This window comes from Deltaproteobacteria bacterium (assembly GCA_012522415.1).
In the GTDB taxonomy this organism is placed as follows: Bacteria; Desulfobacterota; Syntrophia; order Syntrophales; family JAAYKM01; genus JAAYKM01.
In genome coordinates, this window is sequence record JAAYKM010000108.1 from 1 (window position 1) to 26,045 (window position 26,045).

The 26,045-nt window shown below is 52.8% G+C and carries 21 protein-coding genes and 4 tRNA genes; 7 read left to right on the top strand and 18 right to left on the bottom strand.

Annotated elements, in window-relative coordinates; genetic code table 11:
• The 8 genes from GX147_08835 to GX147_08870 all read right to left on the bottom strand — a co-directional run.
• Nucleotides 1-1,115, bottom strand: a 1,115-nt coding sequence (locus GX147_08835; protein NLN60787.1) for a retention module-containing protein, incomplete at its 3' end; no start/stop codon positions are given.
• A 235-nt stretch (nucleotides 1,116-1,350) separates the two neighbouring features.
• Nucleotides 1,351-1,806 carry a V-type ATP synthase subunit K gene (locus GX147_08840; GenBank protein NLN60788.1) on the bottom strand — a complete coding sequence of 152 codons (456 nt, stop codon included), beginning with the start codon at nucleotides 1,804-1,806 and terminating at the stop codon, nucleotides 1,351-1,353.
• Nucleotides 1,807-1,808: 2 nt separating this feature from the next.
• Nucleotides 1,809-3,569: a hypothetical protein gene (locus tag GX147_08845; GenBank protein ID NLN60789.1), complete on the bottom strand. Its 1,761-nt coding sequence runs from the start codon at nucleotides 3,567-3,569 to the stop codon at nucleotides 1,809-1,811.
• Nucleotides 3,566-4,180 carry a V-type ATP synthase subunit D gene (locus tag GX147_08850; protein ID NLN60790.1) on the bottom strand — a complete coding sequence of 205 codons (615 nt, stop codon included), beginning with the start codon at nucleotides 4,178-4,180 and terminating at the stop codon, nucleotides 3,566-3,568. The genes GX147_08845 and GX147_08850 overlap by 4 nt, the downstream gene beginning before the upstream one ends.
• On the bottom strand, nucleotides 4,177-5,487 hold the full coding sequence (locus GX147_08855; GenBank protein NLN60791.1) for a V-type ATP synthase subunit B: 1,311 nt from the start codon (nucleotides 5,485-5,487) through the stop codon (nucleotides 4,177-4,179). Before GX147_08855 ends, GX147_08850 begins: the two co-directional genes overlap by 4 nt.
• On the bottom strand, nucleotides 5,480-7,237 hold the full coding sequence (locus GX147_08860) for a V-type ATP synthase subunit A (protein ID NLN60792.1): 1,758 nt from the start codon (nucleotides 7,235-7,237) through the stop codon (nucleotides 5,480-5,482). Before GX147_08860 ends, GX147_08855 begins: the two co-directional genes overlap by 8 nt.
• Complete coding sequence (locus GX147_08865) at nucleotides 7,234-7,797, bottom strand: DUF2764 family protein (protein ID NLN60793.1); 564 nt, start codon at nucleotides 7,795-7,797, stop codon at nucleotides 7,234-7,236. The genes GX147_08860 and GX147_08865 overlap by 4 nt, the downstream gene beginning before the upstream one ends.
• A 6-nt stretch (nucleotides 7,798-7,803) precedes the next feature.
• Complete coding sequence (locus GX147_08870) at nucleotides 7,804-8,427, bottom strand: hypothetical protein (GenBank protein ID NLN60794.1); 624 nt, start codon at nucleotides 8,425-8,427, stop codon at nucleotides 7,804-7,806.
• Nucleotides 8,428-8,789: 362 nt separating this feature from the next.
• On the opposite strand from GX147_08870, the gene GX147_08875 reads away from it, so the two are divergent.
• Complete coding sequence (locus GX147_08875) at nucleotides 8,790-9,368, top strand: rubrerythrin family protein (GenBank protein ID NLN60795.1); 579 nt, start codon at nucleotides 8,790-8,792, stop codon at nucleotides 9,366-9,368.
• 106 nt (nucleotides 9,369-9,474) lie between these two features.
• Here GX147_08875 and GX147_08880 read toward each other — a convergent pair whose 3' ends face one another.
• The 3 genes from GX147_08880 to dprA are packed head-to-tail and all read right to left on the bottom strand — an operon-like array spanning nucleotide 9,475 to nucleotide 14,361.
• Nucleotides 9,475-10,869, bottom strand: a complete 1,395-nt coding sequence (locus tag GX147_08880; protein NLN60796.1) for a methylenetetrahydrofolate--tRNA-(uracil(54)-C(5))-methyltransferase (FADH(2)-oxidizing) TrmFO — start codon at nucleotides 10,867-10,869, stop codon at nucleotides 9,475-9,477.
• A gap of 1 nt (nucleotide 10,870) precedes the next feature.
• Nucleotides 10,871-13,219 carry a type I DNA topoisomerase gene (topA, locus tag GX147_08885; GenBank protein ID NLN60797.1) on the bottom strand — a complete coding sequence of 783 codons (2,349 nt, stop codon included), beginning with the start codon at nucleotides 13,217-13,219 and terminating at the stop codon, nucleotides 10,871-10,873.
• Nucleotides 13,220-13,221: 2 nt separating this feature from the next.
• The gene (gene dprA, locus GX147_08890) at nucleotides 13,222-14,361 is read right to left on the bottom strand and encodes a DNA-protecting protein DprA (protein ID NLN60798.1); all 1,140 of its coding nucleotides are present in this window, start codon (nucleotides 14,359-14,361) and stop codon (nucleotides 13,222-13,224) included.
• A gap of 149 nt (nucleotides 14,362-14,510) precedes the next feature.
• Between dprA and GX147_08895 the strand changes: the two genes are divergently transcribed.
• The 6 genes from GX147_08895 to GX147_08920 all read left to right on the top strand — a co-directional run bounded on the left by GX147_08895 (nucleotide 14,511) and on the right by GX147_08920 (nucleotide 18,578).
• Nucleotides 14,511-16,232 carry a hypothetical protein gene (locus tag GX147_08895; protein NLN60799.1) on the top strand — a complete coding sequence of 574 codons (1,722 nt, stop codon included), beginning with the start codon at nucleotides 14,511-14,513 and terminating at the stop codon, nucleotides 16,230-16,232.
• Nucleotides 16,233-16,326: 94 nt separating this feature from the next.
• Nucleotides 16,327-16,403 (top strand) — tRNA-Arg (locus GX147_08900).
• Between the two features lie 11 nt (nucleotides 16,404-16,414).
• A tRNA-His gene (locus GX147_08905) sits at nucleotides 16,415-16,491 on the top strand.
• Between the two features lie 29 nt (nucleotides 16,492-16,520).
• A tRNA-Arg gene (locus GX147_08910) sits at nucleotides 16,521-16,597 on the top strand.
• A 26-nt stretch (nucleotides 16,598-16,623) separates the two neighbouring features.
• Nucleotides 16,624-16,699: transfer RNA gene (locus GX147_08915), tRNA-Lys, on the top strand.
• Nucleotides 16,700-16,952: 253 nt separating this feature from the next.
• Nucleotides 16,953-18,578: a hypothetical protein gene (locus GX147_08920; protein ID NLN60800.1), complete on the top strand. Its 1,626-nt coding sequence runs from the start codon at nucleotides 16,953-16,955 to the stop codon at nucleotides 18,576-18,578.
• Between the two features lie 184 nt (nucleotides 18,579-18,762).
• Here GX147_08920 and GX147_08925 read toward each other — a convergent pair whose 3' ends face one another.
• The 7 genes from GX147_08925 to GX147_08955 form a co-directional block, all read right to left on the bottom strand.
• Entirely contained in the window at nucleotides 18,763-19,518 is a 756-nt protein-coding gene (locus tag GX147_08925; protein NLN60801.1) for a universal stress protein, read from the bottom strand.
• A gap of 24 nt (nucleotides 19,519-19,542) precedes the next feature.
• Complete coding sequence (locus tag GX147_08930; protein ID NLN60802.1) at nucleotides 19,543-20,226, bottom strand: toxin-antitoxin system YwqK family antitoxin; 684 nt, start codon at nucleotides 20,224-20,226, stop codon at nucleotides 19,543-19,545.
• Between the two features lie 139 nt (nucleotides 20,227-20,365).
• Nucleotides 20,366-21,616 (bottom strand): insulinase family protein, encoded by a 1,251-nt coding sequence (locus GX147_08935; protein NLN60803.1) that lies wholly within the window; start codon nucleotides 21,614-21,616, stop codon nucleotides 20,366-20,368.
• Nucleotides 21,617-21,701: 85 nt separating this feature from the next.
• Nucleotides 21,702-21,860, bottom strand: a complete 159-nt coding sequence (locus GX147_08940) for a hypothetical protein (protein ID NLN60804.1) — start codon at nucleotides 21,858-21,860, stop codon at nucleotides 21,702-21,704.
• An 18-nt stretch (nucleotides 21,861-21,878) separates the two neighbouring features.
• Nucleotides 21,879-23,342, bottom strand: coding sequence for an insulinase family protein (locus tag GX147_08945; protein NLN60805.1), 1,464 nt, complete (start codon nucleotides 23,340-23,342; stop codon nucleotides 21,879-21,881).
• 51 nt (nucleotides 23,343-23,393) lie between these two features.
• On the bottom strand, nucleotides 23,394-24,737 hold the full coding sequence (locus GX147_08950) for a B12-binding domain-containing radical SAM protein (protein ID NLN60806.1): 1,344 nt from the start codon (nucleotides 24,735-24,737) through the stop codon (nucleotides 23,394-23,396).
• A 23-nt stretch (nucleotides 24,738-24,760) separates the two neighbouring features.
• Nucleotides 24,761-26,045 (bottom strand): hypothetical protein (locus GX147_08955; protein ID NLN60807.1); only part of this gene is annotated, 1,285 nt, incomplete at its 5' end.

Below are 26,045 nucleotides of genomic sequence, written 5' to 3' on the forward strand. Positions count from 1 at the left end.
GCTGTTGAGGTGGCCTCACCCGCCGCGCGCACCCCAACGACGCCACCACCTGCAACGGCCGGGCCGTCGGCGCCGAATACGTCGGCGGTGCCGTCCGTAAGCACGTTGCCCGTCACGGTGCCGCCCTCGGTCACCGTGTTCACATCCGCCTTCGCCGTGGGTACGTCGTCAATAATTTTTATACTCAACGTCCCCGTAGCGGAATCCCCATCCCTGTCTGTAGCGACCACGGTTAGATCTTCGAACATATCGTCGTCGTTGCCGCTGTCGGGGTCATGATGCTCGTTGTCTTCCAGGGTGTACGAATAGGTGATGACACCCGTGACGGGATTGTAGTTCGTTATGGTGAAAGTGTTCCCAAAGTCAGTCGTGAAGGTTCCCCCGTCGACGATGGAGCCGCCGTTGATAAGCAGGTGTCCATCAATGGAAAGGCTGTTGAGGCCATCGGGCGCGCTCACACGGAAATAGCCGTATGTGGTCGTTGAATCGGATTGATCCGATCCGGGCCACTTGTCAAGACCGCCGCGTCTCGCTAAGAGATCGTCTTCTTCGACGGAGGCGTCACCGCCTTCACTCCTGGGGGTCAAATCGAAAATTTCAACACCATGGTTGGCGGATTCGGGAACCGCATCATATTCAAAAACCTCGAGGTCGGGGAATAGGATGCCCCGGGTTTCGGCGCCGCTTTCCGGGGTGACTTCCTCGCCCGTCAAGGCGAAATTGACAACCGGATGGCCGCCTCCGGCATTGGCTTCGCCTCCCGCCGCCGGCGCTTCCGGTTCGATGGGCTCATCCCCGGCCAGCAGGGCCTGCTGGATCTGGTCGGCTTCCGCCGCCGCGTCCGCCGCCGCTCCGGCTCCGCCGTAAACGTCCTCATCCAGGACGATCTGGGACATACGCCCAAGATCCAGATGAGTGGGAGGGGGGCCGGCAAGGATGATGGACACGCTCCCGTCACTTTCCGTGATGATTAGATCGTTTGCAAAGACCTGGCTGTTCGGTGTCAGAATCCGAACGGTGCCGTCCGGTGAAACGGCCTTGACGGTCCCGTAAAGAATAACAACCTTACCAACGGCGCCCTGTTGTCCTGATCCCGCCTTGAGCATTTTTGCCATGATCGATTCCTCCCCATTCCGGTATTGATATTCTTGTCATATTCAAAACATTTTTTCGATTGCGACCCTTCATTAATCCATTCTTTCAGGAAAAACCATTGTACCTTGGTACAAGGAAGAGCATTTTTTTCGGCGCCTGTTTATAGGAACCCAAGAAAAAATCCCGGATTTTGGCTGCGAAGAACAGGTCAAAATCCGGGATAAGGACGTCGGTCGATAGCGAACGGGTTGTTAGTTACACGGCGAGCTTGCCCAATACCCCCAAGGCGAAGGCCATGACGAAAAGCGCAACGGTTTCAACAATACCGAGAACCACAATGTAATTCCCGAACCCTTTTCCCGTTTCACCCATGGCGTCACAGGCGCAAGCAGCCGCTTTTCCCTGCATCCAGGCGGAAAGGCCGATGGCGATGCCTGCGACAATGCCCGTTCCCCAGAGGAAAAACCCCTGCATCGCGTATTCGGCCATTTTGTTCATCAGAATCATGCCGTAAATCGTCTGGGTCAGGGGGGCCCCGACAAAGGCGACCAGTATAAAGGATGCGGTCTTATTCTGGGAGAAGCTCTTCTTCCAGGCTCCGATGGCGGCCATGCCCGCCTCGCCCGAACCCAGGGCGGAACCCATCGCGGCGAAGGCCAGGGCGGCCAGGGGCCCGAGATCTCTCAACTGGGCAATGACATTCATATCCATAATTATTCTCCTTTTCTGAGAGGTTTATACATGACGCCGGACCATTTGACATCCGCGTGGTTTGAAAATTCCAGAACATTCAGACGGACGCCGTGAACCAGGATCGACATGGGCGCCAGCAGCAAGTTCAGTCCGTGACCGAAGAGGATGATCGGCACGGCGATGAGGGCGGGCAGGACGCCATCGAAACCGATTCCCGCCGCCATGCGGTTGAAGGCGTCGGAAACGGAAACACCGGCCAGGCCGACGGCAAAAAGACGGATGTAGGAAACAACGTCGGTAAAATTGTTCATGAGATTCATGAGATAGTTGCCCAGCCCCTTGGCGAGGTTTCGAAGCGGATTTCCCCGGGTCTCGGTGAAAAAAAGGACCAGGGCGGAACCCGCGCCAAACAGATAAAAGACCGCTGGGGACAGGGGCTTTCCGAGTATCAGGGTGTTGGCCACGAAAACGGAACACCACAGAACAGCGATCCAGCCCAGGTCAACGAGCAGGGTAAGACGGGGCCATTTCAAGGCCATCTGCCAGAGGTGGCCGATCGACAGATGTGCCGCCCCGATGATAAAACAGAGCATCTGGACGTTGACGTCTTTTCTCAGAGCGGGAATCAGCGGCTGCACCCATGACGGCAGCCAGTCCTGGCCGAAGCATGTTCCGCTCAAGGCGCCCATGACGGCGATCACGCCGCCCATGAGATAAAAGAAGTAAAAAATAGTCAGGTCCCGTGTCTTTTTGCCCCATTTTCGTTGAGCGAAAAAAGTCAGCAACAGGACCAGGAGCCCATAACCGAGGTCATTGACGAGGAGCGCCACGAAAAGGCTGAAAAACACGAAAAAGACGGGACTCATGTCCAGTTCACGGTAACCGGGAACGAGTTCGATAAATGAAAACAGGGGGCGCATGGAGTTGACCCAGCGGTTGTTGACGAGCAGGGTCGGAACGGTGTCGTCTTCATCCGGGTCAGCGGCGATGAAACCCCAACTCAGAGCCGTCGCCGTCCTTTCGAGTTCATCGACCTTATCCTGCGGCGCAAATCCCGAAAAAACGGCCAGGGTCCCGAATTTGCCCATGCCGGAGATCGCCTCCGCCAGCTCCAGTTCCTTTTGCAGGCTTCCTTTACGCTTCTTCATCGAATTAAGGGCGCCGGCCATGTCCCGGATACGCTCGTTGTTCTTCGAGATTCTTTGCTTTGTTTCAGACAGTTCCGTCTTCAATTCCGACAGGGAAAGAGCCGGGAGGCCGGCATCGGAGAAGGGGAGGTCGAGAGGATCCCGGGAGATGACGGCGCAGCCGACCAGGGGGCCTTCCCGGAAGAGTTCTCGAACGATCACATCCGGGGGTATGGCCTTCAACTGTTCAGGCTTGACCCGATAGAGACGGATCGCGAGATTTCGTTCGGCCAGCCGTGCGATGTCTGCCGGGCTGAAGTCACCCCATTTTTCCCAACGGCTGATTTCCCCGAGCAGACGTGACGCCTCTTCCTGAAGGGCCTTGTTCTGGAGGTCCAGATCGGTCACTCTTTTCGCCAGTTCCAGGGGGTCCTCCATGGGGGCAGGGGATATCGTATCGCCTCGCGCTGCTTCAATGATACCCGTCGCCTGTCCGATCAGGGCGATGTTGTCACGCAACTTTTCGAGGTTCGTTCCCTCGGGCGACTTGAGGTGATTGACGTGAAGCAGGCCCAGGGCGGCGATCTTTTCGAGAGTCGTTTCCGCGTCCTTTTCCCTTACGATGATGAATATTTTTTTCATGGGAACGATCATCGGGCGGCCTCCCTGACCGGTCGGGCCGTTCTCCGCTTGACCAGCTTGCTCCGCCCGATGCTCCCGGCAAGCTGATCGCCGATGTGGATCCTGATCAGACGGATGTGCTCCTGGGCTTCGGGAATCTTGACCTTTTCAAAGAGGTTTACCCGTTGAGTCGTGGTGAGAAGTTCCCGTCTGAGCAGTTCTTCTCCCTTTTTCAAGGCTTCGAGCTGGAAATGGGAGTCGATATATTCCCTGAAAAGCATGATCCCGCGGTCCAGCCACAGGGGCGTTGCGAAGAGGTCATAGTCGGGAACCTGGAATTCGAGATGGTCGAATACGGGGATGTCAACCCCCGCAACATTTCTCGACGTGAAGAAAACCTCCCGCGCATCGAGTGCGTCGCCCATGACGATGCCGGATTCCGCCAGGAGACCCATCCAGGGGATGATGTCCCCCGCCAATTTATCCAGTTGCAGGCGGCAGGACTCCAGGGCGCGGCTCTGCTTGTTGAGTTCAAGGTGAAGCTGCTGCTTTTTCAGTTGGAGGGTCGGCAGAAAGCGCTGATACGCCTGCAGCCGGTCTCTTTGGATCTTCAGTTCTCCCTGGGTGAGGCGGACCGTGCTCATGATGCCTGCTCCACCCGGCCGGGCCAATGCCGTTCAAGCATCGATTGCTTGATGCCTGTTTCTTCCGGGCTGAAACAGTCGGCCAGAATCTGCCACCCCAAATCGAGGGCGCTTTCAAGGGACATGTTCACGGACAGGGACATCATCCGTTCCTCGAAGGCCCGGCCATAACGAAGGAGCTTGCTGTCCCAGTTGCTCATCTGGAAACCCATCGACCGTTTCTCGAGGGTTTCCCGGTACATGGCGAAAAGCTGGATCATCGTGTCCATCATGGTGCGATGATCGTCCCGTGTCTCTCCGTTGACGTTCTGCTTCAGGCGGCTCAGGGAACCAAAAGGTTCGATGACACCGTTTTTCAGATAGAACTGTCCTTCCGTGATGTAACCGGTGTTGTCGGGAACGGGGTGGGTCACGTCGTCACCGGGCATGGTCGTGAGACCCAGGATCGTGATGGATCCCGCCTCCTCGAAATCAACGGCTTTTTCGTAGCGGGCCGCGAGCTGGCTGTAGAGGTCTCCGGGGTACCCGCGGTTCGAGGGAATCTGCTCCATGGTGATGGAGACTTCCTTGATGGCGTCGGCGAAATTGGTCATATCCGTAAGGAGGACGAGGACACGCTCGCCCTCGATGGCGAACTGCTCGGCCACGGCCAGGGACATATCGGGAATCAGGAGGCTTTCGACAACCGGATCGGCGGCGGTATGGATGAAGCAGACCGTCCGGGTGCTGACGCCGTGCGTTTCAAAGGTGTCCCGGAAGTAAAGGTAATCGTCATGTTTGAGACCGATGCCGCCCAGGATGATGATATCGACTTCGGCCTGGGTGGCGATTCGGGCCAGCAGTTCGTTATACGGTTCACCGGCGATGGAGAAGATCGGGATCTTTTGAGACTCGACGAGGGTGTTGAAAAGATCGATCATCGGAATGCCCGTGCGGATCATTTTGTCTGGCATGATGCGCTTGACCGGATTGACCGACGGCCCCTGGATATCCACCATGTGGTCATAAAGGAGGGGGCCCCCGTCCAGGGGCAGGCCGCTTCCGCTGAAAATACGGCCTAAAAGATCTTTGCCCGTTGCGACCCGCATGGGGTGGTTGAGAAAGCGGAGCCGATCACCCGTTGAAATTCCCCGGGTGCCGGTGAAGACTTGAAGGGAAACCAGGGATCCATCGATACGGATCACCTGGGCGAGGGAGGAACCGCGGGCGCTGGTTACCTCCGCGATATCTCGATATCCGACGTTCTCCGCTTCGACGGTGATCACGTCACCGACGATTTCCAGAATCCGGCTGTAGAATTTACGCATGACCTGACTCCTCCGAATGGGAAATATGCTTTTCAAGCAGTTTGCCTATGTCCTTTTCGAGGGAAGTGAACCCTTCCGTTTGCCATGGCGTGGCGTTCAGGGTCCTGAAAAGCTGTCCCATTTGCTGAAAGAAGAACCTTGCGGAATCTTTGCTTTCAAATACCAGCTCCGTCGTCAGGATTTGGTGAAGCATACCGTAAACGTGGGCCTGGCGCTCCATGACGGTGGCTTCGTCAACGGGGTCGAAGGCATTCTGCTGGACATAGGCAAAATCGAAGAAGTCTCCCTTCAGGTAATCGACGAAATCTCCGAGGGCGGTCCCTTCCTCGCCGATCACTTTCATCATCTGGGAAACATCGGAGCTTTTTCTCAGCATGGCATGGCCCGCCTGGGTTTGCGCCTCCGGTATGGAACCGGTGTACTTGCTCCAACTGATGAGGGGGTCGATCGATGGAAATTTTCTCGCATTGGAACGCTCCCGTGAAAGGCCCTGAAAGGCGCCGACCACCTTCAATGTCGCCTGGGTGACGGGCTCCTCGAAATTGCCGCCGGCGGGGCTGATCGTTCCGCCGATCGTGACGGAGCCGTGGGAACCGTCATTGAGGAGAACGATTCCCGCCCGTTCATAAAATGACGCGATGCGTGATTCGAGGTAGGAGGGAAAAGCCTCCTCGCCGGGAATTTCTTCCAGGCGGCCGGACATTTCCCGCATGGCCTGCGCCCAGCGCGAAGTCGAATCGGCCAGCAACAGGACATGCAGCCCAAGCTGGCGGTAGTATTCAGCGATTGTGACAGCGGTGTAAACACTGGATTCGCGCGCGGCCACCGGCATGGAACTCGTGTTGCAGATGATCACCGTCCGATCGCTGAGCGACTGGCCCGTGCGCGGATCCGTCAGGTGGGGAAACGTCTTGATGGTTTCCACCACTTCACCGGCCCGTTCCCCGCAGGCGGCGATGATGACCACATCGACTTCGGCATGACGGCTGATGAGTTGCTGCAACACGGTCTTGCCCGCGCCGAAGGGGCCGGGTACGCAATAGGTGCCCCCCAGGGCGACAGGGAAGAGGGTATCGATGACACGCATCTTCGACACAAGGGCGCGATCCGGTTTCAATTTTTCCTCGTAAGCCCTGATGGGGAGCTTGATTGGCCAGCGCTGGTGCATGGTTATCTCGCGCTGTCGCCCCCGGCTGTCTTCCAGCAGCGCCAGCCTGTCCGTAATCCGGTAGTCCCCCGGGGGGACAATGGACTGGACCCTGTAAAACCCCCGAAGGGAAAAAGGGGCGAGGATGTGATGCTGGAATATTTTTTCGGGAACGAAGCCGATTTTATCTCCCCGTAGAATCTTGTCACCCTCCCTGACTTGGGGTGTGAAATGCCATAATTTCTCTTTGTCCAGAGGAAAACTGTAAGCGCCCCGTTTGAGGAAAAAACCGAATTCATCGGCAAGGACGGGCAGGGGGTTCTGAAGACCGTCGTAAATCTGGCCCAACAGGCCCGGCCCCAGATCGACGGAAAGGAGTTCGCCTGAAAATTCAACGGGATTCCCCGCTGAAAATCCCACGGTGTCTTCAAAAACCTGCAAATCCACTTCATCGCCGCGGATTCGGATGACCTCGGCTTTGAGCCGCTCGCCCCCGTGGACGATGAATGCAACCTCATTCTGGATGACAAACAGGCCTTCAATGTTGACGGAAACCATGTTGCCGTTAATTTTAACGATTTGTCCTATACGAACTTTACTCATGATCGATTGATTGGAAGCTCTTTCAGGTTGAAGGAAGAAAGGGTTTCATTGAAAACGGCCGCTTTGTCCGCCGTATCAATGACATGCCATTTCAGCAGGATTTTCAGCTTCAGCGTGTAAATCAGCAAAGCGGAAAAGTTGAATATGTGTCCCGATTCCATTTCTTCCAGACAATTCCAGCGGGTCTGGTCCAGTATCCTTTCCGATTCAAGCGGATCCTGATTTTTGTATGCCTCCGAGGCATACCGTTCGATCCGCTGATCGATTTTTTCTTCCCGAGACTTCAGGTATTTTTCCGGAGAGACACCGAGGTCGGTGCTGCGGAGTCTCACGAGATGATTCCTGAGGGTTGTTTCGAAGGCGGCGAACATACGTCCGACCGGTTCCGTCGCCGACGGAACGTCCACCTTTTCCGTGGCGTATTCCCGAATCGTCCTCTGTTCATCCTCTGGAATGAAACCCGTCAATTTTTTTATGAAATCCTCCATCGAGAAGGGCGGGTTCATTCCGTAATGCAGGCCGGGCAAGGTCGATAGAATATAGGAATAATAGCCCGACATATCAGATCAGACCGCGGCCTGGGTCGAGTCGTTAATTTCCCTGAAAATGGCGGCCATGCGCGGCTTGAGATAAGTCATCAAAGCCTCCCCCAGGGCGTCGTCAGTGAAACTGAAAAAAGATTTTCCGCCATCGTAGCTGATGACAAACCCACGGTCGAACCTGCGAAAATGGCGCAGGGTAATGCCCTTCTTTATTTCCTCCTGCAACTTGGTAAAAAAAGCATCCAGGGAATTCAACTCTTCCTGGGTCATGACCACGATGTAGTCCGTCTCCGGATGGGCGCTTTGCTCGAGAATCAGTTTGCGCATAATATCGCTGAGCATGTCGTCGGAAAGGGAAGCAGAGATTTCCTTTTTGACCACTTTTAAAAGCATGGCGTTGATCTGTTGACGCAGGGCGATGAGGAGATTCCGCCCCGCCTGTGCCAGGGCCAGTTCATCGTTCTTACGCAGCTCCTCTATGGTTTTTTTTGCCTCCGCGATCATGGCGTCGGCTTTGACCGATGCTTCCTCGACAATCCTGCGGGCCCGTTCACGGGCCTCATCTTCGATCCGGTTCGCTGTGGCTTCCGCTTCTTCTATGCCTTCATTTTTGATTTTCTCTATAAGTGAGTTCAAGGTCTCAACCATAATGTCTCCAGAATGAAAGAAATGAGCGCTGGGATGTGTAATTTTATTCCGACGAAAGATCAGGGGAAATAGGGGATATCTAACCGGGATAAAACAGCTTTTAGCAAACAGTCCTTGCGAGCGAAGCATCTATAACATACATCCCCTCCGGTTTCAAAAAAATCTGAAAAGTCGCCCGTTACCGATCGGATTCATAATCCACTGATATTTCTATCTTATCCAATAAAGTATAATGATCATATATATACTTTCTATAGAATAGAATATAATATAACACAAAATAAATCAATATTGCGTGTTGACTTAATCGGTATCGTTTTTTACATTACGGAGAAATCGATAATGCAGGAAAGGAGTTTCACATGAGCAAATCGCTTCGAGGAACGAGAACGGAAAAAAATCTTCTGGCCGCTTTCGCCGGAGAATCCCAGGCAAGAAACCGCTACACATATTTTGCGAGTGTCGCCAAAAAAGAGGGGTATGAACAGATTGCCCGTATTTTTCTGGAAACGGCTGAAAACGAAAAGGAACATGCCAAAATATTCTTTAAGTTTTTGGAAGGCGGCGACGTCGAGCTGACGGCCGCTTACCCTGCAGGCGTCATCGGGGATACGAAGGCAAACCTGGAGGCCGCGGCTGCTGGCGAAATGCACGAATGGACGACCCTTTATTCCGATTTCAGTGCGGCCGCGAAAGACGAGGGTTTTGATGAAATTGCCCGGACCTTCGATCAGGTCGCCAAGGTGGAAAAATATCATGAGGCCCGTTATCGTGCGTTGATCAAAAATGTCACCAACAGCGAAGTCTTTTCGAAAAAAACCCCGGTCAAATGGCATTGCCTGAACTGCGGTTATGTTCATGAGGGAGCGTCGGCGCCCCAGGTGTGTCCTGCGTGCCAACATCCTCAGGCCTACTTCGAGGTACTGGCGGAAAACTATTGAGAAAGCTTGCGTCATCATTTTGACTGTGGGGGAGTCGTGAATCCCGGGATTTCTCGTATGGGAAATGACAAATGGGAGCTTCTCGAAAGGACGAGCAGAGTTGAACTCAGGAAACCCGATCTTCCGGACAATCCCCGTTCAATGGGATGTCCAGGAGGGTTTTTTTGTTCAGCGTCTCTTTCCATAGCCTGATATCAGACAGCGCGCGATCGGCATAATGCGATCCTCGGTACCGCTTGGGAATTCTTCTTTGTTCAAGGGGGGTAAAAAGACCGAAATTAACGTTCATCGGCTGAAAATCGTGCAGGTCTTGCCTGGTTATGTGGTGGATCAGTGCGCCGATCGCCGTAGTCGGAGGAGGGGGGCTGATCTCCCCGCCGGATAACGACGCGGACATCGAGATTCCGGCCCAAAGCCCTGTTGCGGCCGATTCCACGTATCCCTCGACGCCCGTGATCTGCCCGGAGACGAAAACCCGTTTGTCTTTTCGGAGCTGCAACGTCTTGGTGAGCAATTGCGGCGCGTGCAGGTACGTGTTGCGATGAACACTTCCATACCGGACAAATTCGGCTTCTTCCAGGCCGGGTATGGCGCGGAAGATTCGCAACTGTTCAGGATAAGTTAGTTTCGTTTGAAATCCCACCATATTGAACAGGGTTCCCCCGGCATTTTCCCGACGCAGTTGAACAACGGCGTAAGGAGATCGGCCTGTTTTGGGATCTGTCAGGCCGATCGCTTTCATGGGACCGAACAGCAGGGTATGCAATCCCCGGGCGGCCAGCACTTCGATGGGAAGACAGCCTTCGAAACACTTCATGTCCTCGAAGGATTTCAGGGGAACCACCTCCGCCGTACTGAGAGCATCCCTGAAACGATGATAGGTTTCTTCCGTCATGGGACAGTTGAGATAATCCCTCGCGCCCTTGTCGTAGCGCGATGCAAAAAAGGTTCTTTCATAATCGATCGTTTCCGCATCGATAATCGGCGAAATGGCGTCATAAAAGTACAGGTATTCCGAGCCGGTCAGCTCCGCAAGACTTTGCGACAGACCTTCCGAGGTTAGAGGCCCCGAGGCTATCAACACCATGCCCGTATCCGGAATGTGGGTGATTTCTTCCCTGACGAGATTGAAGCCCGGGCAGGCGGAAAGGCTTTCCTCGATGAAGCGGGCGAATTTAAGCCGGTCGACGGCCAGGGCGGATCCCGCCGGTATCCGGGTCGCATCGGCGGCACGCATGGTGAGAGAGTCGAAATGCCGCATCTCTTCTTTTAGCAACCCCACGGCATTTTCGCGTTGATTGGAACGCAGGGAATTACTGCAGACCAGTTCTCCCAGGTGGGGTATCCGATGCGCGGGGGAGTATCGTCCGGGTTTCATTTCGTACAGATTGACCCCGTAGCCTCTGGACAGCAGTTGCCAGGCCGCTTCACAGCCGGCAAGCCCCCCGCCGATGATGATGGCGCGATTGTCTCCGTGTTCCGGTTTGTTGGGGGAGATCATACTAGGGATCTGTCTTCGTAGGCTTTGAAGAAGACGTGTCTTTTTTCATTTTGACGATCGTCTTGCAGGCGGGGTAGCCGGAGCAGCCGAGAAATTTCCCGAATCGTCCTGAACGGATGATCATCGCTTTTCCGCACTTTGGGCATACGATATCCGGCGCGATTTCAGGCGGTTCCCCCTTTTTGGCCGAACCGCCGTCCCGGCCGATCTTGACAATGTGATTGCAGGCGGGATAACCGGAGCAACCCCAGAAAGATCCGAATTTGCCGCGTTTTTCCGTCATCCTTGCGCCGCATTTCTCGCAGATCATTTCTTCGCCCTCCGTGGGCAGGGTCACTTTGATCTCTCCCTTTTCATCGACCGTGTAATTCACGATATTCTTACATTCCGGATAGCCGGAACATCCGAGAAAAGCGCCAAATCTGCCCCATTTCACGACCATTTGCCGACCACATAGGTTACACAGGATCCCCGTGGCCTGTAGCGCTTCCTTCCCGGAGCCGTCCAGATCGCTCGTGTTTCTGCAGGCGGGATAACCGGAGCAGGCGAGGAACATGCCGTTTTTCCCCCATTTTTTCACCATCGTCTTACCGCATTTTTCACAAATCTGATCGGTCGGTTCCGCTTCCTTTTTTACATTTCGCATGTGCGTTTTTGCATCGTCCAGTTCCACCTTGAAGGATTCGTAGAACCCTTCCAGAGCATCCAGGCGCCTTTGTTTTCCCTCCGCAATCTGATCGAGCTGGTTCTCCAGGGACGCGGTAAACTCCACATCCAGGATGCGGGGAAAATTCTTCACCAGAAGGTCCGTAATGAGCATGCCCAGTTCTGTGGGGTGAAACTTGCCTTCCTTTAGGGTAACGTAATTTCTCTCCTGGATTGTGGATAGGATTGTCGCGTAGGTACTTGGACGTCCAATACCGTTTTCTTCAAGTTCCCGCACCAATGACGATTCCGTGAAGCGCGGCGGCGGCTGGGTGAATTTTTGTTCCGGCTTGAGGGTCTTCAGATTGAGGGTTTCATTTTCCAGGACCGGGGGCAGCGTTTTTTCATCCGAGCCGTTTTCCTCTTCCGCTTCCTCTTTCCGTTCCGAATAGAGGATCGAGTAACCCGGGAAAACAAGGGTCGAACCCTGGGCGCGGAACAGGCAGTGGGCGGCGTTGATGTCGATAACGGTCTGGGCTGAAATGACCGGGTTCATCTGGGAGGCGACGAAACGGTTCCAGATCAGTTGATACAGTTTGAACTGGTCCCTTGTCAGGTACTGCTGAATATCCTGTGGCCGGTGTTCCATGGAGGATGGCCGAATGGCTTCATGGGCATCCTGGGCCCGGTCGGAGGTTTTGAATATGCGGCCCTTTGCGGGCAGGTATTCCGGCGGGTGGTTTTCAGCGATAAAATCCCTGACCGCCTTCATGGCATCGTCGGAGATGCGGACGGAATCGGTACGCATGTAGGTTATGAGGCCGACAGATCCTTCTTTTCCCAGGTCGATTCCCTCATAGAGTTTTTGAGCCACGGTCATGGTTTTTTTTGCGGAAAAGCGGAACCAGCGCGATGCTTCCTGCTGGAGCTTGCTGGTCGTAAAAGGCGGTGGGGCCTGCCTTTTTACCTCTTTCTTTTGGATTTTCGCAACGACATACGGTGTGTTCTCAAGTATGTCCAGCAGGGCCCTGACCTCCTGCTCCTTTGAGAGTTTTGCTTTTTTGCCGTCAATTCTCATCAGGCGGGCTTCAAAGGTCTGGGGACCCTTCCCTGACAGAACGGCTGTCAGGTTCCAGTATTCCTCACTGATGAAAGCCCGGATCTTCGCTTCTCGATCACAGATGATCCTGACCGCGACGGACTGTACGCGACCGGCGCTCAGCCCCCGCTGCACCTTTTCCCACAGGATGGGACTGATCTGGTAGCCGACCAGGCGATCCAGAATTCTGCGCGTTTGCTGGGCCTCGTATTTGTTGAAGTCCAGTTCAGTTGGATTTGAAAGGGCGGCAAGGACCGTATTTTTGGTCAGGTCATTGAATAACACACGGTGGATCGGTTTTTTACCCAGCCCCACTTCTTCCGCAATATGCCAGGCGATGGCTTCCCCTTCCCGGTCCGGATCTGGAGCAAGATAAACCCTGTCGACTTTTCCCGATGCTTTCTTTATTTCGGACAGGGTCTTTTTTTTATTCTCCATGATCTGATAGGTGGGGGTGAAGCCTTTTTCGATATCGATTCCGAGAGCGCTTTTCGGAAGGTCCTTGACGTGACCGACCGACGCCATAACTTCATAATCAGCTCCCAAAAACTTTCTGATGGTTCTCACCTTCGCTGGTGATTCAACGACGATCAAGGATGAAGACATGATTACTCCCTCAGTTTATATTTCGATCCGGGCATCTTTTGTATATAGCCCTTCACTTCCAACATGGTCAATAGGCGCTGCACAGTTTGGCAAGCCAATCCGGTTGAGCCGATCAGTTCATCCACCTCTTTGGGGGAACCGCGCAACTGCGACCAAAGGGCCTTTTCGTCACCGGTCAGTTCAGGGCGAGGAGCCTCCGTCGGCAGGATCTTTCCGGTTTTTTCCGGCATCTCCTGTGAAACCGATGGATAGCGGCTTATCCTGTCCAGATGCGGTGCGATGACATCGAGAATATCATCGATCGTTTCGACGAGAATCGCCCCTTCTTTCAAGAGCTTATGCGGGCCTTTGGACCCTGGTGCGTCAATGGCGCCGGGAATGGCGAAAACCTCCCTGTTCTGTTCCAGGGCAAATTTTGCCGTAATCAGGGAACCGCTTCTTTCCCCCGCCTCCACCACGAGAACGCCCAGGGACATGCCGCTGATGATCCGGTTGCGAGCGGGAAAATGACTTTGGTGCGGCGGTGTTTTTGCCGGATATTCCGTCAGCAGCGCCCCCCGTTCCAGTATTCTCCGGCAGAGCGTCGAATTTTCCGGCGGGTAAATAATGTCCGGCCCGTTTCCAAGGACAGCTATGGTGCGGCCCAGGCCGGCCAGGGCTCCACGATGGGCGGCCGAATCGATTCCCCGTGCCATGCCGCTGACAACCGTGATGCCTTGCACCGCTAATTCACGGCAGAGTTTTTCCGTGATAAATGTCCCATAGACTGTGGCCAAACGGGATCCCACCACGGCAATGCATTTTTCATCTTCCTGCAGCACGCCCTTGGTGAAAAGCAGGGCAGGCGGATCGTATATATGTGGTAAAAGCGACGGGTAAAACGCATCCTGCCAACTTAGCAGGGAAATTTTTTCTCTATCGTAATACGCCAGTTCTTCTTCCAGTGCGGCCCAATCGTTGAAAGCGACAATCCTGCGGGCAATTATTTTGCCTATGCCGGGTATGGAACACAGTGTATCGAGGGAGGCTGAGAATACGCGTTGCGGCGTACCGAAAGCGGCAAGCAGTGTTCTGAGACCATGGATGCCCAGACCGCTGATCGTACGCAAAGCCAGCCAATACCGGCGCTGTTCCTGTTCCATCAGACTTTGCCCCCCGTAACGCCGTCTTTCCCGGAAGGTGGTAAATATCCTCTCTTTCCCGTGAGGTCAAGTCTTTTCACCGTGAAATCCGTTGATTTTGAATGGGCTTTGGTATAGACGTGCGATAGCAAAACGATTCTGGAACGGTCATGTATCAACTTTACAGACGAATTTTACTCTGTTTCCCCTTTATGTGGATCCTGTTCAGTCTTGACGCAATGATCCTGCATCACACGGCACAGGCCGCGAACCCTGAGTTGGGGAGAGAAGTGCCAGGCATTCGCCTCGCTCCCCCCGCACTGCTCCCTTCCCTCATCATATCGCAACGGGAGATTGATTTGGGTACGGTGGCCATGGGCCAGGAAAAGGAAGCCTCCTTTTCCATCAAGCATGTCGGAAGTGATTCCCTCTCCTGGTCGATATTCCCGCCGGATGGGTGGTTTCCTCTCGAACAACCTGAATTGGCCGGTATTTCAGTGGGAGGCGAGGAAACGGTGAGACTCCGAATGGCTGTCATTAAAAGAGATGAATATGTTACCTTAACAGGCACATCCAGGAATTTACCGGTACAGATGGTCCTTGAACACGGATCGAACCGGATGGTTTGTGTGCGAGACCTGCCTGTCGGTCATTACCGTGACACCATCAAGATCGAAGGCAAAGGGGGAATCCGGCGAACCCTTTTTGTAAAAATCAATGTCATTCCCGACATGAAAGACACCGCCATTGTCGTGAATCCCCTTCGCCTCGATTTTGGAACCGTCACAGTGGGGGAACCCGTGACCAGGAAACTCAGCCTGTACAATCAAAGCAACGAGAACGTAAAATGGCAGGTCGGCTTGGTCGAAGCAAAGGAGGGGGCATCAAATTTCACTCAGGACAGGTTCATCAGCTTTGCAAATGAAGACGTTGTAGGTAAGGGGGCCTATACCGTACCGGCCCGACTGGAAAAACAATTATCCTTGTGGGGGGGCTGGAAAGAACATCAGGGATTCCCATCGCCCAACGGCAAGAGTGTGCTGAAACTGGATTTCTATGGAGGCCCGCTTGCTCTTTATGTGAAAAATCTGAGTAAATCCGGTCAATTATCATTTTATATCGACAACAGCCTGATTAAGACTTACGAATTCAGTGACGCCGACGCAGATAATCAATTTCATGAAATTTCAATCTCTGAAAATCTGGTTGAGGGGCCGCACAATCTTACCGTGGCTCTAAACGGTAATGGAATTGCGATTGAGGGGATTAAACTGAAACGAAAAGATGTCCTCGAGGGGAAACGGGACTGGTTTGGAATATTTCCCGCGAGCGGTTTCATCTTAAGGGAAACGGATTACATTCACGTCACCCTCAATCCGGTACAGGCCACACACGGCATTTATACAAACACCATTCGCGTCTCATCCAACAACGGTGATTCCGATATTCCCGTATCTTACGAAATCATCGAGGAATTGCCGATCCAGAATATTGATATATACCGATACAACAAATCCCGCTATTATCTTTATATTTCAGATCAACCCAGGGAAGAAACGAGGCTGACCTCGAAGGGGTTTATGAAACAGGGCCTTGCCTTCACCCTGTTTCAACCGGGAACAATCGGCACGGTACCCTTCCATCGGTGGTACAATCCCAATACGATCAATCAGTATTTTTCGCATGATTACCACAAGGGAAGCTCCCTCCTGGGATATGTCTATGAGGGGGCCGTCGGCAATATTGCCACATCCCGCCTGACCCACACACGGGAACTGTACCGGTGGTATAATCCCAAAACGCGTCAGCACTTTTTTTCTCTGGATGCAAAAGGCGAAGGAATGACCAGGAGAGGGTACATGTTTGACGGAATTGCAGGTTATGTAAAGTAGTTCCAAAAAACCGGTTTATTATGCCTTGACAAAATACATCAAAGAAGCTATTAAACCCTGCCGTTTTGGTACGCATGAATATGAATATGAACACGCGCCAGTAGCTCAGCTGGATAGAGCAACGGACTTCTAATCCGTAGGTCCCGGGTTCGAATCCCTGCTGGCGTACCAGATCAGATGTGGTGGGTGTAGCTCAGCTGGTTAGAGTGCCGGGTTGTGGCCCCGGAGGTCGAGGGTTCAAGTCCCTTCACTCACCCCATATTCAGCTCTTTAGTAAAGGTAGGAAAAGCGCCCGTAGCTCAGTTGGATAGAGTCGCAGACTTCGAATCTGTTGGTCGTACGTTCAAGTCGTACCGGGCGCGCCATATATTTATTGGCAAAAAATATTTGTGGGCCCTTAGCTCAGCAGGTAGAGCAACTGACTCTTAATCAGTAGGTTGTCGGTTCGATCCCGACAGGGCTCACCAGAAATCAAGGGGTTAGGCGTCATGCCTGACCCCTTTTTGTCTGTTTGCCCCTTACTCTGGGGCTAACCTTTTTCTTTGACCTGTTGTGGAGAAAAAGATCGCATACGACTCGCATTGTCTTCCCATGAGCTGGACAGGGCCTTTTTTATTGACATACGACTGCGTTTTTCCTATACATTGCGCGAAAATGTAAATCATACCTTAAATCACGCCAATCTAAATCCATAAAACCCTTGGAGGGAGTATTATACGCATGGTTAAAACCCTGCCGTTGCGGCGTATCTCGGCGTTGCTTGTTTTCTTCGCGGGCCTTGCCCTGTGGGGCACGGAAAGTGACCTCCTCAAATTAATCGCCCGACAGGAACAGGTCCTTTTCGGCCGCTATTCCCAAGGTCACTTTTATGCCCTCGTTCTGATCACCCCCGTACTCTGGGGATTCGCCGCGGTTCTTTGGTCCCGTCTCTCCCTGCCCCGGGCCCTGTCCAACTTTCTCTTGACCTCTGTCTCAACGATTGTTTCTCTACTGCTCTTCATTTACCTTTCCAGCCTGCTCGCCGGGCCGGCACGCTATGTGGAATTTAACGCCGAAGAGGACGAACGGGCTCGGGAACTAAAACTGGCGGGTGTGCTACGGCATCGTCCCCCGAACGAACGCTATGAACTGACTTTCGTTGATCAACCCGAACAGGTCCGTTCCTATCCGAATCCCCCTCCGGGTTATGGCGCCGTGGACATCATTCTAACGACGGATGAACATGGCTTTCGTAACCCCGTACCCAGTGAAAACCATGACCTGGTTGTGGTCGGAGATTCCTTTGCCGTCGGATCCAATGTTTCGGACGACCAGGGGTGGGTTGAACTGTTGCGTCAACCGCGCAATCTCTCGGCCTACAATCTGGGTGTCTCCGGTTCAGGACCACGTACTTATTTGAATAATTTTGTCTATTACGGGCTGGATTTGGGGCCACGCCGCGCCTTGTTCATGATCTACGAGGGCAATGACTTCAAGCGCGGTGTTATCCTGCCGGCGCCTTCCCGTACCCGAAGCGTGGCCGATGGGGTGGCTGATTCAGCTCCCCCGCCGCCTTTACGAAAGCGGCTGGGCGATCATTTCAGTATCGCTTTCAAACGGTCCCCCATAACCGGGGGATTTCGGGAGCTGTCCCGCCGTGTGTTCGAACCGGTGAACGCAACCCGTCCGATTCCCGGCTATGAGAATAAGATGGGGTTCATGCCTGTACGCATAGACCTGCCCGACGGGGGAGCACACTACTACAGTTTTGAGCCAAAGCGTCTGATGAGATTGTATCACGATCCCGACGAATGGGAGACTTCGGATATCTGGCAGACAACGACGGCGATTCTCGACGAGTTTGCCCGGCGCAGTGAGGACCGGGGTATCGAGCCCCTGTTTGTCTATGCACCGAGCAAACCCCATGTGGTATTACCGCTCGTTATGGATCGCATTCCGGCGGAACAGCTATGGCATTTTGCACGGTACGCCCCACGTTCCCCGTCAGACCAGCCGGAACGTTTCAAGGAACTGATGTTTGAACGACTGGACGTCCAGGTCAATACTTTTAAAAGCTGGTGCAAATCAACGAAGCATCGTTGCCTCGACCTGACCCCGACATTGAACGAAGCCACCTCCAGGGGCGTTCAAACGTACTTTACCTATGATCAGCACTGGACGCCGGATGGCAATCGTATCGTAGCCGACGCCATTGAGGCCTTTCTCTTCTCCGCTGAAGACGGGCGGCAGCAGGCTGATGCCATTCGACAGGGCAACGGCAACCGCTTGCCGAGCCGTGATGCCACGGGACGCATTCCGCCCGCTCCCGAAGGGATTGAAGGGCATGATTTCCCCGGTGGTCTTTGATCTTTTCCTGACCATTTTGTGGCCGGTCAATCGCAATAGGTCGAGATTCAGGATAACCCCCTCGTTCGACACATTATTTCGCGTCAATCCCCTAGAGAGACGACTGAAATTTAGGCCGAGGGTTCCCGAAAAAATGAATTGCAGAGGATTACGCCTGACAGCTACGATGAGCCGGTCGGATGATTCAAAGGACAAGCAACAGCGGGTAATCTACTGTGGAAAGCGTGTGAGCCCCTGTGTATTCAGTCGATCCCGCATGACAATGTGATTGCCCGGAAACACCCAGAATGAGCATTTCTACGGAACCATCCCGCATGAAGCGGTGGAGAGCCGCTTCATGCGGGCCGTACAAAACAATTGTGGTGCTGTCGATAGCCACCGTATCCAATAACCTCTCTACTTCATCCAGCCATTCGGTTCCTTTTTCCTGATTATCGACGGTCAGCAAAACGGAAAGGGGCCACGTCCCTTTTTCAGAGAGCCAGACGGCAAGTTCGAGGCTTTTTTTCGCCTGATGGCCGCCGTCATAAGACAAGGCGATGCTTTCAATATCGATATAGTGATCCGGACAGCACAAAACAGTCTGTCGTTGCAGGGAAAACAACTGATCGATCGTCAAGTTGGAGGGGCGAGAGTGTTTGCCGAAAGGCAATATGGTCAAACGGTCCGGATCCTCAAAGGCTGAGGCCCATGACGCATGGCAGGACCTGCTTTGGCAGGATGGATTGTTTTGATCCGGCCAGGCTCTGCCGAGTTCTTCAAAAAGAGAATCATTTGCATGGCCAGTCATCGAGGAGGGTTGCCCGGCTGTAAGGGTTGAATCGATGCCGATGCCTTGAATCGGGATTTTCAGCCTGCTTCCAAAATACAGGGCATAGCGGTGGACCGGGTCGTCTCCTCTCTGTCCCCCCACGGGAATCTGGATCTGCTTGATCGTCATGGAAATATCAAAAAAACGGACCAGTCAGTTTTCTTTATCGAACCTGGCGAGCTTACTCAAGAGTTCGTCAATGCACTGCTTCTTCTCGGTAATGTCCTCCAGGTCCTCTATTTCAGACAAATCGCCGTTCATTTCATTTTTGGACAAAACCTTGCCGTTCGCATTGAAAGCGAGAAATTTCCCAACCAGCTTTCCGTTTTGGTAAGTAGCCCGATCCTTGATCTTGCCGTCCTGAAAAAATGCTTCGTATAAGCCGGTTCTTTTGTCATTCAGGAAAGAGCCTTTCTCTTTGATTTGACCGTTACGATAATACGACACGTAATCACCATGGAATTTCCCCGCCTTGAAGGATTCGCTTTCCTTTATCTGTCCGTTGCGATAATAGAGCAAATACGGCCCCTCCAGTTTTCCGTCCCTGTAGTACTCGATTTCCCGAACCTGACCGTTTTCGTAGAAGCACCTGTATTCGCCGTCAAGTATGTCCCTGTGTAAAGTTCCCTTTTCTCGTATTTCGCCGTCCCGGTAATACGACATTGCCTCGCCGTTCTTAAGGCCGTTTTTAAAAGACATCTTCACGAGAACCCGGCCGTTTCCGTAGTAGGAATAATAATCACCTTCCATTTTCCCGTTCAATGTGTGCATCTTCTCCCTGATCCGTCCCCGGTCGTCGTGGTAAATCTCTTCTTTGAGATGGACTTTTTTAATCACGGCCTTGTTTCTCTCCCTTGGCTTTGGTAAGCACATAACGTAATAACGTAAATTCTACACCCTCCTCGCCGGTTACGCCTGTTTTACGGTTCCGTCGGAGCGGTGGTCTCGAAAGATGCACCCCGGCAAACCGCCAAAATCAGTGCGCCGGCGGGATCGCGGCGCCCGTATTCCGTACCGGGTGATCGAAGCCCTTTTCATCACCCAGGATCAAGATCGTTGCCTGGTCAAGCCGGAGATATCGGGCAGCCAGGGCTTTGATTTCCAGCGGCTTAACCTTTTGGATGTTCTGTCGATACTGTATCAGAAATTCTTCAGGCAATCCCTCATATTCTGACATCATTTGCTGATGGGCAATTTGTTCCGCATTGGTGAAGGAAAAGAGAAAATTGTTTGTGATTGATCTCTGAGCCCACCTGACTTCTTCCGGTTTCAGTAGTGAACCGGCTACATCGGTGATAATGGACTTCATGGCATCCAAAACCCTCAGGGTTGTATCCGTTTTGGTCATGCTGTATGCTGAAAGCACACCGTATTCCGCTCTGGCGCTATAAAAACTGCCCGCGCTGTAGGCAAGGCCCAGATCGTTTCGGATTTCCTGAAAGATTCTGGAACGGAAACCCCCGCTTCCCAGAACAAAATCCAGAATGGAAAAGGCATGATAGTCTGATGTGTTTTTCGCCGGTGCGGCAAAGCCCGCGAGGACAACGGATTGTGGGATTTCCTTGGGAACGATGATAACCTTGCCGTCACTTCGAAGGTCCGGGGCAGGCAAGGGGGCAATTCGGTGTTTCCGGGAAGGGGACGGAAAGCGGCTGGATAAAACCCGAATTGTCTCTTCGAGGCTGATGTCCCCTGTTACAGCGATCATCATGTTCTCCGGGTAAAAATATTCATGATGAAAATCGGCGAGATCGGCGACCTGGATCCCGCTGATTGATGGGATCGATTTTTGGTTCCCCCTTGGATTGCCGCGGTAAAGGTATTTTCTGAACTCACGGAAAGCAAATTCCTGGGGGTTGTCTTCGATGCGGCGTATTTCTTCCAGCATTAACTCTTTTTCGATCAGGACTTTTTTTGGATCAAAGCGGGGTGTGGTCATAATCTCCGAGAAAAGCTCAACCGCCTCCTCCAGGTTCTCTTTCAGGGTGTTTAGGCTGAAGCGGACCAACTCCAGGTCGGTTCTGCAGGAAATATGAATTGCATGGCGATCGAGCTGATCGTCCAGTTCATCACCATGCCAGTGGAGGGTACCGGCTGTTCTCATGGCCCGGCAAGACAGTTCTGCCAGGCCTGGTTGATCAGGCGGATCATAGGCGGACCCCGTTCTGACCAGGACCGACATCCGGATAATGGGCAATTCATGATCCCCAAGCCAATACAAGATCATACCGTTATCCAGGACTATACGCTTAGCTTCCGGAATCCTGTATTCTAAAACAGGGTAAGCGAGGTTTTCGGGAGACGTAAATTGATTACGCACCTCCGCTGATCGTTTTTTGTTCGCTGAGGCTGATTGTACCTGGTTCGGGAATGCCAGCAAGGCGATCCATGCCAAACACAAAAAAGCCGGAAGAAAACGAAGAAAGAATTTGGAAGTAACATTCGCTGATAATGTCATTGACGATGTCCAAATAGTATATTTTGTCTCATCATGGGTTCTGGGGATCGGATTTTTCAGGGATCAAAATCCCCACTGTCCTGTTCTCCGCTGTCAGGTATTTCGCTGCCGCCTGACGAATATCATCGGCTGTGACTGCGTCCATGTTGGTCAAGTAAGTGGTCATATAACGGTAATCTCCCGTCATTGCCTCAAAGTAGGAGAGTTTTTCCGCCAAGCCTTCGTTCGACGAGAGCCCCCGGATATAATCAGCGCGCAGCAGGTTTTTCGTTTTTCCCAGTTCTTCGGGCGAAACCTCTTCCACCTTGAGGCGCTCAATTTCACCATAAATGAGGCGTTCCAATGTTTCCGGCGGACAGGGTGTTTTGGGAGAGGCAAAGATGGTGAAGAGATTTGGGTACCGATTGCCCGGAAGGCCGTTGCGGATATCGATACTTTCAGCGGCGCCTTCTTGCTGGATCAGAAATCGTTTTAGACGCGAGGAACGCCCTCGAATCAAAATCGATTCCACCATATCCAGGATATAATCATCCCGATGCGGCATGTTGGGTTTGTGATAACCGATGATCAACCGGGGGTTTGCGTTCCAAGCGAGCGTCATTCTTCGCTCTCCCTTCTGCTGCGGCTCTTCCGTTACAGGCGGCAGCGGCAGCGGCTGAGAGGGAATGGAGGCGAAGTATTTCTTGACCAATTTCAGGGTGGTTTCGGCATCGACACTGCCGACGATTGCAATGACGGTGTTGTTTGGTGCATAGAAACGACGGAAAAATTCTTCCATGGCGCTTTCGGAGAGATACGACATATCCGAAGACCACCCCAGGGTGGGGCGTCCGTAAGGGTGCGCTTGAAAGGCCGTCGCCATGAATGTTTCGTACAGTTTCCCTGAAGGATTCGACTCGACACGCTGTCTGCGTTCTTCCATGATGACCTGGCGCTCCACATAGAAATCGCGGAAGACGGGGTTGGTCATGCGGTCCGCCTCAATTCGGGCCCAGAGTTCGATCTTGTTCGATGGAAGGCTTACATAGTAGCTGGTCAAATCCTGAGAAGTTGTGGCGTTGAAATGTTCCGCTCCGTTTTCTGTATACAAGCGGTCGATTTCATTGGGTATGTAAAATTTCCGGTGTGCTTTTTGCAGTGAATCAAGACGGGCCTGTGCTTCTGATATTTTCTTTCCGTCGGCCCCGATGCCCTTGCGTCGTTCAAGGTCGATGGCCTGTCCCGTTTCGCTGATTCTGCGGAGGGTTATTTGCTCCTTTTGATAATCCGAAGTCCCGATGGAGGTGGTGCCCTTGAACATCATGTGTTCAAGAAAATGCGCCAACCCCGTTTCCCCAAGGGCTTCATCGACAGCGCCTGCACGGTGGCGGATATACAGTGCCACGGTGGGACTGATATGGCGTTCCAGAATTAAAACAGCAAGGCCGTTGCTCAAAACCGTCTTATGTACCCGGTTTTCCAGGTCCGTTGCCCACATGAGAGGCGGAAGCGCCAAGAAAAATGCCGTGATTACAATAACAAATTTACAACAAAATCTCATAATCCCTTAACCTTTTTGTCTGGTCAGCGTTTTCAGGGAACGGTACGCGCTGTAATTCAGCTTTTCGCTTCGGCAGGGAAGAAGGGTATTGTTATGATAAAGTGGTTCTTTTTCAAGTGCAAATGGCGAAATCGCCACGGCTTCCTCCCATAAGGCCGTTCCTGGTATAGGCGAATATTCGGCGATGATCGGCCGACCTCCTGTGGCCGACACGTAATCGATGCTTCGTCTGACTTCACCTGCAGTCTGATTCGGCAAGCCGCAGAGCAGGTAAACACCAATATCCCGATTGCGGTAGCCCGCTTCCCCGAGGTGGGCGACAGCCCTTTCCAGTTCGTTGTTTTTAACCTTTCCCCCCGTTTCCAACTGTCTTCGCGCATCCGAAGTTTCAAAACCAAAGCGAATCGTTTGAAAGCCCGCACGATAAAGGAGTTTCGCGATCTTGCCCGTTACTTCCTTTAGATGGAGTCCGTTTGGGCAGTGAAAACGGCAGGGGAGATCCCGTTTGATCAGCTCCTTTGCCAGGGGAATAAACATTTCCTCCGGCCGGATCAGGAGGGCGTCATCGTAAAACGAGAAATTCAAAATACCATGTTGATTGTACCAGAAGTCTATTTCTTCGGCAACCCGATATGGGTTTCTTCGGATGAAACGAGGATTTAGAATTCTGGAGGCGCAGTAGGTGCAGTTGAAGGGACAACCCCGGGATGTGAGAATCGGAATTTGGTCATTCCAGGGCAAAAGGTCAAAAGCCGGGTAGGGATAGGCATCGTATTCCTCCAGGCCAGGAAGAAAATCCAGATCCCGGCCCAGTGTTTCACGACATAAATGTGACAGGGCTGATTCCCCAGGCCCCTCTACCAGAATATCCGCACCGGATAAAGCAGCGTGTTCCCGGCAGAGGGTGACGTAATTACCGCCCAACGCCACGGGAGTGGCGGGAAAGAAGCGTTTGACTTGTCTGATCGCTTCGAAGGCGCCGGGATACCAGTAGGTCATCATCGACCCGACCAGTACGAGGTCTGGTTGCGGCATGGATGAAAGGACCTTTCGAAAAATCACCGGAGGCATCCCGTATCGACTGAATTTTCGTGGAAAAGCGTGAAAATACTCCGGTTTTGGAATGTGCGTTTTTAGAAATCTTCCGGTGCCCAAGCCCGTTCTTTTAGGAGAGCCTCCCGGGAAGCGAGGGCCGGTCAACGGAGACAGGCAATCGATCACGGTGACATGATGGCCGTTTCGGCGAAGAATTGCGGCGATAATCAGGAGACCAAGGGGCTTGTTCCAGAAATCATAAGCGGCGAAATCATAGATCCAGGGATTGATCATGAGAATAGTTTTTGATTTCATGGCAGTATTTGCTGGTCACCGGACTAATGCGGTTTGATGTTTTTTGTAGGCAGGTCCGCCCAGTCAAAAACGGATCGATGTTCCAGAATCGGCTTGAATACCGTTTCCGACAAGGTGCAGAATCCCTCTCTCAAAGGGTCTGTCTTGCCGAAGCATATACGTTGATAGGGGTCATTTCCCTCCGACGAGGGGGTAAAATCGCTTGGCTGCCACACTCCTCGGGCCGCGGAAAGGGCCTCTTCCCGTGACTTCCCCGTTGAAAGGACCTCTGCGTATAGCATGGACGTCTGAGGGAAAAATGGAAGCGGTCTGGTCAGGCCATCACGGTATATATCCAATAGTGTCGCGAGTTCCGTTTTTGCTTCCCCAGGTGTATCAAACACAACCCGGGATTTGGTGCCGGCCATGACGTTGCGCCATGAACGATTCGGGAAAGCAGCCTCCAGTATCAGATGCAGGAGCCAGGCGTTTAAATGATCTCTCCCCCGCAAATCGCCATATCGGTAATGAACAAACCCTTGGGGAGAGGACAGCATGATTTGACCGGCCAGGCGGATATCACCGAGCGTCAGATCGATCATGACTTTCTCCGGTTCCCATGCGGGTTGAAGGGTGTGTAGTCTTTCAAAAAAAATCTCGACCTCCGAAGTCAGGACCTCATAGTCGTACTGTCCTACGGTCCCGACGGGAAGGTGTCCTGATTCTTTGAGAACATGGTATTCCTGTTCGGATCTTTCCCCGTTCATACGGCTGTCCAGCATCATCTTCCTGATACCGTAGCGTGAGAGTCCTTTCAGCGTGAAGGGTTCCACGTCTTCAGCGGGCTCTTCTTCGACTGGGAGCCTGATGCCAAGGCTCTGTTCGCAGAAAAAACGTGGAGGATGGCGAAAAAACCTTACCAAATCACTTATTTCCACTGATTTGGTAAGACCCGCATCGGGTGAGGGAATGGACTCGGAAAAGAAAACTTTCGGAGGCAAAGGATCAGACAACAGCGAACGGGCCGCCCGACAGTTTTCTTCATTGTAACTGTAAAAAATATCGCTGCCGGTAAAATAATCCGGAGAAAATGGCTGAAGTGGATGGTTTATGATCCAATGTTTTTTGCGTTCTTTCATCGAAGGCAAATCCTCGGTGTCATGGCGAAGCCCGACAGGGAATTGAAGTGAGGAATGTTCCAGATAATCAAGAAGTTCAGAGACAACAACCGATGGAGGAATCACGGTGTTATCGCGAATATTTTGCCCGGTAAAGAAAATGATCAGCCGCTCACGGGCGGAAAGAATCGTTTCAAGAAAAAGGTAGCGA